The sequence below is a fragment of the Kitasatospora arboriphila genome, assembly GCF_039528095.1.
Lineage (GTDB): Bacteria > Actinomycetota > Actinomycetes > Streptomycetales > Streptomycetaceae > Kitasatospora > Kitasatospora arboriphila.
In genome coordinates this window covers 1-9,790 of record NZ_BAAALD010000162.1, presented here as the reverse complement: position 1 = coordinate 9,790, position 9,790 = coordinate 1, and the positions used below count along the sequence as shown (strand labels likewise).

Here is a 9,790-nt window from a genome sequence, read left to right as displayed (position 1 = left end):
TCCTCGCGGCCTGACCACTACAACGAGGGTGTCCGTCAAAGCGGAGCAAGCTCAGGTCACCGAAAGCTTGAGCTGAATCGATGTCAGGGGCCGGCAGCACTCCCGCGTCGTCGATGGTCGCGATGAAGTCGATGTCGGCCCACCCGCCACGGAACAGGACAACCGAGAGCTGCGCCTCGCCGGGGCCTGTGATGAGGATGCCGATCGAGTCGGGTTCGGTCACTGAAGACCGGTCCGTTTCAAGGCGCTGTGGCCACGGCGCGGCCTCGTCCCGCCAGCTCACATGCCCGACCGTCAGCCCCCGGCGCTCCCAGGCCGGACTGCGTTCTGCGACTTCGACAGCCGCGTGATCAAGGTCGATGACTCGCTCCATGTGCAGATCATGACGACCAGCGAGCGCGTCCTCCACCTGTTTCAGCCGGTGCGAGCCATGCGTTCACCAGCACGAGCGCATCCTTCAGTTCCCGACCCGCGGTCCGCAGCGCTCTTCGGACCCACTGCGCGCGATGTGGGAGGGACAGTCGCCGGGCCCGGTGAAAGGGGCCCGCCGAGGCGCTGAACATCGGGAGCCAAACACTGTCGGCGATGGCCAGTAGAGACCCGGGGGATCGGCGTCCGGTGAAACATCAGCTACGGAGCTTCCCTTCGATCGTGTGCTGTCTCCCGGTGTGTCGGGATGAGCAACGGAGACGGAGGACAGCCTGCCGCTGAAAGGAGACCACCGGCTCGGAGGGTTCGCAGGTCTCGTGCTGTCGACAGGTGGGGGAGTGGTGATCGCTCTGGATCCGCTCGGGCCGGTGCCGGACCGGGAAGCCGTAGTGGCCCGGTTGATGGATCTGGACAGCCAGGGCGCGCTGACCACGTCCCATGTGCGGCTGGTCGCCTCGTCTCTCGGAGTCACGGTGCGGGCGGTGTGGTACTGGGTTGCTGCGGCACGCCGCGAGGGCCGCCTCACACCGCGCTCCCGCACCCGGCTGACCATCACCCCGGAGATCCGGCGCCTGCTGGCTTTTTGGGGAGGCAACGTCTCGGCCGTCCACCGTGAACTGCTGGCCCGCGCGGCGGACGACCCCGAAGCCGGACCGGTGCTGTCGCTGTCGGCTCTGCACCGTGCCGTGGTGCGGGATCTGTCGGTGGGGGAGCGGGCGGGTCTGCGGGGCGGGGAAGCGGCCCGCCGGGCGCATGACGTGTTCGGGAAACGGCCAGCGTTGTGGAGGAACGCCTGCTGGGAGGGCGATCACAAGCACGTGCCGGTGCAGGTCGACATCGAGGGCGAGCCGGTGTGCCCGTGGATCACCTGGTTCATCGACTGCGCCACCAAGTACATCCTCGGCCTCGCGGTGACCCCGCACACACCCTCCAGGGACGCGGTGCTGGCCGCGCTGCGCACCTCCATCACCCGCACCGGACCGTTCGGCCCCGCCGGCGGCCTGCCCGCCCTGGTCCGTGTCGACCGGGGCAAGGAGTTCCTGTGCGCCACGGTCACCTCCGCGCTGGGCGCCTTCGCCGTCCCCGTGCACGACCTGCCCGCCTACAGCCCGCATCTGAAGGGCACCGTGGAGGCGCTGAACGACGCGGTCGAGGAGATGTTCCTCCTCTCTCTCCCGCGCTACACCCACCGCCAGAAACTGACCGGCGGCCGAACCTGCGATCCGGACGCGCCGCCGCTGACGTTCCCGGCCTTCGTCGCGCTGCTCCTGGACTGGGTGCACTGGTGGAACACCGAGCACCACCCGGCCGGCCTGGACGGCCTCACCCCGAGCGAGGCGTGGAACGGCGATCCGACGCCGCTGCGCGACGTCCCGGCCGGGCATCTCGCGTTCTTCGCCCTGGAGGACGACGGCCGCACCCGCACGATCACCACGAACGGCATCTCCTGGCACCGCCGCCCCTACATCGCCCCGTGGATGGTCGGCCACACCGGCACGAAGGTCCGCCTGCGCCACCTGCCGCACCACGACGGCGAGATCGAGGTGTTCGACGCCTCCACCGGAGGCCATCTCGGCACCGCCCACCTTGCCGACCAGGCGAGCCCGGAGCAGGTCCGCGCCCTGAAAGCGGCCCGTACCGCCGCCGCACGCCGGCTGCGCGCGGACCTGAAGGCCGCGGAGAAGCTCCGCCGTCAGCGGTTCGCCGCCGTCACCGCGCCCGCCCCACCCGAGCCGCTCGGCACCCTCACCGCGGCAGAGGCCGCAGCCGAGCTGGAGGCGGCCGACGGCCGGGATCTTCGCGGCCTGGCCCTGCCCGGGCTGATCCCGCACGCCCCGCTCCCGGACGACTGGGTCCTGCCCCGCACAGCCGCACCCACCACGAGCCCCGGCCCCACAGGCACCGACCGGACCGACCCCACGCCCACAGCCTGAACCAGACGCCGGGCCAGCGTCCGACACGACCCCGCGCCGCGCCAACCACCCGCCCCCGCACGCCCATCCCGCCCCGCACGACCAACCGTCCTGCAGGCAGCCACGTCCCACCCGAGCCCCGGCAGACGGCCCGGCAATCACCCCGAACCCACCACCACGAACATCTCCACCCGAACCCGACAGCCCACGTCCCGGTAGGAGAACCCATGGCCACCGCGCCCGCCGTACGACCCGGCATGCTGCCCCCCGAGCGCGCCGACCACTACCTCAACCTGACCGACGCCCGCATCGTCGCCACCGAGGCGCTGCGCACCACCCAGGACAACATCGCCGCCACCCTCGACGCGAGGGCGATGATGGTCCTGTCCGGCGCCGCCGGCAACGGCAAGTCGTTCTCCGTGAACGCCGCGCTGCGCCATCTCGCGCCCCGCACCACCTACCGGGTCGCGTTCCGGGCCCGCCCCACCCCGCGCGACATCCGCCACGAACTGTTCCGCGCCCTGGCCCTGCCCGGCGAACCACCAGCGCGGCCGATCGAGTTCGACACCGTCCTCAAGGACGCCCTCGCCCGCTCATTCCACGTCCTGGTCTGCGACGAGGCGCAGTGGCTGTCACGCGAGTGCTTCGAGTACTGGCGCTACCTGTGGGACGACCCGGCCACCGACATCGCCGTCGTCTTCGCCGGCGGCGACGACTGCGCCAAGGTCCTGCGCCGCGAACCGATGCTCGCCTCCCGCGTCTACATCTGGCAGCAGGCCCTGCCGCTCACCCTGCCCGAGGTCCTTGCCACCATCCCCGCCTTCCACCCCCTGTGGGACAGCGTCGATGCGGACCTGATCGCCCTGGTCGACAAACAGGCCGCGCACGGCAACTTCCGCGCCTGGGCCCGCATCACCAAACACGCCGCCGACGGCCTCGCCGCCCAGGGCCGCACCCACATCGACGAACACCTGCTGCGCCAGGTCTACCAGCGCCTGGGCACGGGCGCATGACCGCCCGCCCACGCCGCCACCGCCGGAGGGCCTGACCATGCTGCTCTGCCCCGACCCGCCCCCGGTCACCCTCGTCCTGGACCCGTACGACGACCCGCACCACCTGCGCGCCGCCCTCGCCGGCCACCAGCCCCGCCACGGCCGGATCACCGTCCACCCCACCCCCGGCACCGACTCCGCGACCTGCCTGGCCCTGGACGTCCTCGCCGCCCTGGGCAAGCCCCTGCCCACCACCGGAACCCGTACGGGCGACGGCGAACGGTACTGGGCGATGGCCACCGCCTGGATCATCGCCACCCCCATCACCCACCTGACCGTCCTGCGCACCCATCTCCTGTCCACGCCCCGCCTTCGCGAACTGCTGCTCCTGCGCTCACGCACCGGGGTCCGCCTGCACCTGGTCTGCCACCGCCCACGCCCCACCCCGGCGCTCCACAAGGCCCTGCGGGACGCCGACCACCACATCGTCGAAGCCGCAGCCCTCCTCCCAGCCTCCGACCCTGACAGCCTCGACGACCCGCCCCATCCCCAAGTACAGCGCCCCCTCGAAGGCCGCTGGATCAACCTGCCCGCCCTGACCACCCTCTGCTCCCTGGACGGCCCCCAGCGCCCCTGCCACTGCACCCCACCCCTGGCCACCGAGCGGCGCTACCACCCACCCACGATGCAGCCAGCCACCACCGCCGAAGTCGCCCACCGCCTCCACACCGCCACCGCCCACCCCCACCTCGCCGCCGCCGTGGCCACCGCAGTGTTCACCGCCGCCTCCGACACCCAGCTCATGACCGCCCACCCAGGCGACCTCGCCCCCAACGGCACCACCATCACCCTCCACGACCCCGACAACCTGCGCTTCGGCTGCCTGACCCACCCGGTACCACCCTGGGCCCAACCGCTGCTCCGCGCCGTCCTCCACCTCTCCACCCTCGCGAACACCGCCGGCCGACCCGTCTTCAGCGACCCCCACCAGCGCGGTCACCCCCACCTGACCAACCTCGCCGAGAACTGCAAACTCCGCCCACCACAACCACCCACACCCCGCAGCAAAACCCGCCCCCGCACGCGGCCAACCGCACCCGCCAAACCCAAGTGGCCGATCAGCAACGCCCACTACCACTACCCCTGGGCATTCGAAGAGATCACCTACGGCTGCCCCCGCCCACCGCACCCCATCCGCCGCACATGACCACCGGGCAGCCCACCCCCCGACCGCTGCTCCTCGCGCGTACCGTGTGCCGCTCGGACCGCTGCGTGCATCGCCGAAAACCGGTTGGTACAGGGCCTGGCACCGCCGAAGATGAGCCGGTGATCAACAAGGATCAGGCGGTGCGCCTGGTGGAGCTGTGGCTCGAGCGCGAGCGCGTCCTGGAGCTGCAGGCCTTCCGCTGGGCGCACGACGTCGAGGTGTTCACGGCCAGCGAGCACGAGTTCGGCTGGCTGGTCGTCTGCCAAAGCCGCGAGTACGTCCGTACCCGCGACCCGCGCCACGCCCTGGCCGGCCTGGGTCCCTTCCTGGTGGACGGCCTGGACGGCAGCCTGCACCACATCCCCGTCTCCACCTACCTCGACGACTGGGAACACCTCTACCGCCACGACGTACGCGGCCTGCCGCGCCCCGATCCGGTAGCCGAGCGCATCCGCGAGGCCCTGGCAGCCAGCGGGCGCGTGGCCGCGATGCGCGAGCTGCGCCAGGCCGCTCCCGGCCTCCTCCTGGCCGAGGCACGTGCCTATGTGGATGCCCTGCAGGCCGGCGCCGCGCCCGACCCGGAGCTGGCCGCCCGGACCACAGCACCGGATACCTGCCGACAGGTGCCGATCGAGACACTGACCGGCCCCAACGGGCCCGCCCCGCACCCGATCCCGCCACCGCGTGCCCTGTACGGCCTCCACCCCGAGCGGCCGCTGGGCCACTACCGCGAACTGTTCCCCGACGACCCGCACGCCCCGAGTCTGCAACGCGCGCTCGGCGGCATCCGATGCGGCACACCCTCCCACGAATCCGAACTGGCCGCCTACCTGCGCGCTGGCACCTGCCTGCTCGCCGCCACCGCACTGACCCATGATGTCCTCGACCCGGACAAGCCACCGCTGGGCAGCTTCGGCCTGCTCACCGACGGCACCTGGTTCTGGTACGCCGACCTCGTCCACTACGTCGAACACCACCACGTGCAGCTCCCACCGAGCTTCCTTGCCCACGCCCGCGCCAACGACTGGACACCACCCGAGGTGAGCGACCAGGAAGTGAGCACGTTGTTGCACCGGCTCACCGACCCACCCGCCGAACCGCCGCCCGGATGCTGAGCCGGTCGAGCCCGGCGATCGGAATCCAGAACCAGCAGCACCGGCCCCGGCCGGGCCGGTCCTACCAAGGCCTCCAGCTGCCCGATGTCCAGGAGCGCTTTTCCGATCAGGGCGTGGTGCTGTGAGCTGGGCTGATCGGATTCGGTGTCGGCCGTTGTCGGCGCCGTTGAGGATGACGCCGGGTAGTAGGTCGGCGGGCTCGGCATCGGGGCTCGGTATGTCAGGGGTGTTCTCGGATGCGTCTGGCCGCGTCTGACCAGGGCTGTGGTTCGGGGGCGTCGTCCGCGAGCATCACGTCTTCCTCCCACCAGCCGGTGCCGTCCAGCCATGCCTGCAGCCAGGCGGCCAGTGACGGGGAATCCGCGAACCAGGCGTCGGCCCAGTCTTCGGGGTCGGCGTTCGGCTCGAAGAGCAGCACGGGAGCGTCGGGATGGAGGCAGTCAACGGCGGCGTACATCGCGCAGCCCCAGTCCAGGATGGGCAGGACACCGCGCGGCCAGTGCGGTGATGGATGCCCCCTGCCCTGGTCCGAACCGTACTCGGCCCGGTACGCGGAAACCGCCGTCCGGCCCTCACCGATCAGGGGGAGCAGCCGGTAGTCCGGGCCGAAGCCGCCGTTCGCGACCTCGGTGTACAGACGCCTGAGCATGACGGGCAGCTCGAAACCCACCAGCTGCTCCGCGTTCGCGAGGTCCTCGGATCCAATCCCGGGCGGAAGTGTCCTGCACTGCGTCCGAGCCTGGGCCGCGATGCGAGAGAGCAGTTCGTCGTGGTTGGTCATGCCGGTGATCGTCGCAGCCACTGCCGACAGTGACTGCGGGCTTTCCGCGCCTCTCCTCGCCGCAGATAGATGATCTTGTGCCCCCGATTGTCTGCCGAGGGAGCCTCATTGGCCGCCCTGGGGTGTCGGTCTTGCGGGCGGGGCCGTCGGTCAGGCCCACGGGTCGTCCGAGTAGCCCGCGGGGTCAGGAGTGTCGGGGTGGAGCATGGCGTGCAGGCAGCGGCGCAGGCCGTCGTGGTCGAGGTATTCGGCCGCCCGCATCCACGGCAGCGGCGCCATCAGAAGGGTCATGCCGTCGGTGGCGAGATCGTCCAGTACGGTGCGCAGTTCGTTCGGGACGGGCAGGCCGGTCAGGCACATCCATCCGAGGACGGCGCTCATACGGACCTCGGCCGGCCGTGCCGGGTCGGCCCAGCACTCCCGCACCCACACCACCGTGGGCTCGTGTCGGTGTGCCCGGCCGAGCTGGGCGATCGCCAGCACCAAGGCGGCGCGTACGGCTGGCTCCTGTTCGGCGTCCAAGCGGGCGTGGAACACGGTGCGGATGTCCCGTGTCCGGTCGAGGGCGGCCGCGAGCGCGTAGGCGGCGGCGATCCGGAGCGCGGGGTCGGCATCGTGAAGCAGGGGCAGGAGGAGGCCGGTGTCCGCGGCGATCGCCTCGCGGGCGGCCTGCACGGACCAGTTCTGCGGGTAGCCGGTGACCTCGACGGACCACTCGTCGTCGTCACGGAACCGCAGCATGTCCTCGCGCGTGCACACCCCCTGGTGCCGCATGCGTGCCACCTCGGCCACCACGCCCAGGGCCTCGACGCGGTGGCTCGAGCCCGGGTCGGCAGCGATCCGGATCAGGAACGGCACCGCCGGCGCCACCGCCGCCCTCATGTCATTGGCACACAGACCCATGAGCATGCCCAGGGCACGGCCGCCGACGTCGACGCCCCCCGAGCGCAGCCGCTCCATGTCCTCCCGAACCTCGACACCGTCCGGGAAGCGGTCCCATGGCACCTCCTCCAGCAGGAATTCGTCTTTCACCTCAGGACGGACAGCCGCCACGACCGCGCGAACGTCGAGAGGTCCGCCCACCTGGTCAAGGAAATTCCCGTCCCCGAACGCCCTCCATACCGCCTGGCACGCGGGGTCGAACTCCCACTCACTCACCCGGCAACCTCCGCGACGCTGTCCCATCGGCGCCGCAGCGCGACACGGAAGGGAACCCACCCGCAGCTGATCATGTCAGCCGCCACGGACACCCTGTCCCTGTTCCGGACTCTCACCGCCGACCACGGCCGGGCGGTGCGCCGCAGCGCCACCAGGCAGTTGGCGCCTCCGTAGTGACCCCACATCCTCACCCGGCCCGCCCCAGGGGCCCGACCTGCCCTGCGACCGGGCCGGGCACCAAGCCCAGCGCCACAGTGCTGGCGGGTCCGGTGATGTCGGTGATGGATCGTAGGGTCGGGCGGTGACCACCCCAGACCCGCCCACCGACCGGCCCGTACCAGAGGCGCTGCCCGACCCGTCGGTGCTGTTGCACGGGACCAACTGGGCGTCGCTGGAGACCGCTACCGGCACTGCCAGGAAGCTGCCCCGAGTGCTGATCCGGCTCCTGGAGCCCGGTCTGACCGTGCCGGAAGCCCGCAAGGCCCTAGACGCCCTCGAACCGGTACGGCACCAGGACACCATCTACGAGGCCACCCCCGTGACCGCCTTGTTCGTCGCAGCGCTCCTCGCCCGCCGCACGACACAGCACGGCATGCAGGCGGACGGTGTGTGCGTGCTGCTCCTGGCATGGCTTGCCGGAGTCGCCGGCGACTGCGACGACGCGTGCGTCGCAGCCGGCAACCGCTACTTCGACGGGAACTACCTGGACGGCTACCCGGCCATGGTCGCCATGCGTGCTCTGCGCCCGGCGCTCTACCGCGCCGTCTCACCGCTCCTCGACCATACCGAAGCAGCCGTCCGCGACACCGCCCTGGCCGCGGCCCTGGCCTTCGCCGAACACCCCGCCCTGGCCCCCACCGAGACACCCTCGCCCACCACGCCCGCCAGCTCCTGCGCACCAACGACACGCAGTGGCGCCGCCAGCAGGCCCTTGACGCCCTGCGCGCCTGGGGACACGACACCACCGGCCTGACCCGCCCCGGCGACGACGACCCAAACCCATACACCAGCGACTCCCTCCGGCTCGACGAAGACTTCGCCACCCCGCCCTTCTGACAGCAGGCAGCGCAGCGGCCGCCTGCCCATCGCCGGCAGAACGAGCACGCCGCTCACTCCACGGCCCCGTCAGGGCAGCAGACAGCACCAACCGGCCCGCTACGCCCACTCCACGCCGTGCTCGGCGAGCTGCGCCAGCTGCCCCGCGGTGAGCTTGGCGCGCCTGGCCTTCTGGTTGTTCAGCCACGCACCCAGACCCATGTGAAGGACCTCGGTGCTCTCCTGGCCGCCGGGGCCGGCCACCGTGACCTCCAGCGGCTCCTTGTGCAGGCGCGGGACCCGGACGTGGCCTTCCCGGCGGGCGAACGCTGCGAGGGCGGCCAGGCCCTGCTGGAAGCGGTCCGCGCGGGGCATCTTCAGCTTCGCCTCCGCCGTGGCCTTTGCCGCCACGAGCTCCGGGTCCGGCTCGATGCCGATCGCGGTGAGCAGGTCCTGCTGGTCCGCCTCCAGGCCGGGGAAGCCGGCGCGCTGCACCCGGGCCCAGCGGCCGAGCTGCTCGCCCTCGAACACCGTCTCCTCAGGCAGCTGCGCCCAGTCCACGCGGCCGTCGGCCTCCAGCCACCACCGCCTGGCCACCGCGCAGGCGCGCTGCCAGATGATCGGCCAGGTCGGGCACCACCACGGGTCGATCTCCTCCAACGCGGCCCGCCGCTCCACAGCGAGCGCTCCCGCCTCGCCCGCGGGCACCTGGGCGGCGGCCCGCAGCTCCGCGAGCCACGTCCCGATGGCGTACCCGCCGACCGACGCCCGCGCGGGAGCCGCCAGGCTGCCAGCGTGTTCCTTTGCCCACACCCGCGCCCACGCCAGGCCCGCCTCGAACCGCGCGTCCGGCACCGACCAGATCATCCCGGGATCATCGAGCATGTCGGCCCGATACTCCGCCGACACGCCCGCAACCCGCTCGCTGTACCGGTGAGGTACACCCTCACCAACAAAAATTGAACACGTTCAGTATAGGATTTCCCGCGAGGGTAGACCCTGCCGCACCGAAAGGGCTCAGATGACGCACGAGTACCAGCAGTCACACATATGCCGGTCAACCACGCCTTGTTGGGCATGGGTCACCTGCGCAGCGTGGACAGTCCTCGGGGCTTGACCCCGGATGTTGGACACCAGAGACACTCGGACCTTGATGGGCC

The 9,790-nt window shown here is 71.4% G+C and carries 9 protein-coding genes; 5 read left to right on the top strand and 4 right to left on the bottom strand.

Annotation, left to right across the window (positions count from 1 at the left end; genetic code table 11):
• Nucleotides 1–373, bottom strand: a 373-nt coding sequence (locus tag ABD353_RS38240) for a hypothetical protein (protein WP_344628341.1), incomplete at its 3' end; no start/stop codon positions are given.
• Nucleotides 374–818: 445 nt separating this feature from the next.
• Between ABD353_RS38240 and ABD353_RS38235 the strand changes: the two genes are divergently transcribed.
• The 4 genes from ABD353_RS38235 to ABD353_RS38220 all read left to right on the top strand — a co-directional run bounded on the left by ABD353_RS38235 (nt 819) and on the right by ABD353_RS38220 (nt 5,656).
• Nucleotides 819–2,363: a Mu transposase C-terminal domain-containing protein gene (locus tag ABD353_RS38235; RefSeq protein ID WP_425555338.1), complete on the top strand. Its 1,545-nt coding sequence runs from the start codon at nt 819–821 to the stop codon at nt 2,361–2,363.
• Nucleotides 2,364–2,569: 206 nt separating this feature from the next.
• Entirely contained in the window at nt 2,570–3,355 is a 786-nt protein-coding gene (locus tag ABD353_RS38230) for an ATP-binding protein (RefSeq protein ID WP_344628339.1), read from the top strand.
• A gap of 37 nt (nt 3,356–3,392) precedes the next feature.
• Entirely contained in the window at nt 3,393–4,541 is a 1,149-nt protein-coding gene (locus ABD353_RS38225; protein ID WP_344628338.1) for a hypothetical protein, read from the top strand.
• Nucleotides 4,542–4,660: 119 nt separating this feature from the next.
• A complete protein-coding gene (locus ABD353_RS38220) occupies nt 4,661–5,656 on the top strand; it encodes a YrhB domain-containing protein (RefSeq protein WP_344628337.1) in 996 nt (331 codons plus the stop codon).
• 220 nt (nt 5,657–5,876) lie between these two features.
• On the opposite strand, the gene ABD353_RS38215 is transcribed toward ABD353_RS38220, so the two are convergent.
• Together ABD353_RS38215 and ABD353_RS38210 are read right to left on the bottom strand one after the other, a co-directional pair.
• On the bottom strand, nt 5,877–6,437 hold the full coding sequence (locus ABD353_RS38215) for an SMI1/KNR4 family protein (protein ID WP_344628336.1): 561 nt from the start codon (nt 6,435–6,437) through the stop codon (nt 5,877–5,879).
• A gap of 150 nt (nt 6,438–6,587) precedes the next feature.
• The gene (locus ABD353_RS38210; protein WP_344628335.1) at nt 6,588–7,595 is read right to left on the bottom strand and encodes a hypothetical protein; all 1,008 of its coding nucleotides are present in this window, start codon (nt 7,593–7,595) and stop codon (nt 6,588–6,590) included.
• A gap of 301 nt (nt 7,596–7,896) precedes the next feature.
• Here ABD353_RS38210 and ABD353_RS38205 point away from each other — a divergent pair, with 301 nt between their 5' ends.
• Complete coding sequence (locus ABD353_RS38205; protein WP_344628334.1) at nt 7,897–8,568, top strand: hypothetical protein; 672 nt, start codon at nt 7,897–7,899, stop codon at nt 8,566–8,568.
• Nucleotides 8,569–8,750: 182 nt separating this feature from the next.
• Here ABD353_RS38205 and ABD353_RS38200 read toward each other — a convergent pair whose 3' ends face one another.
• Nucleotides 8,751–9,515: a helicase associated domain-containing protein gene (locus tag ABD353_RS38200; RefSeq protein ID WP_344628333.1), complete on the bottom strand. Its 765-nt coding sequence runs from the start codon at nt 9,513–9,515 to the stop codon at nt 8,751–8,753.
• Between the last annotated feature and the right edge of the window lie 275 nt (nt 9,516–9,790).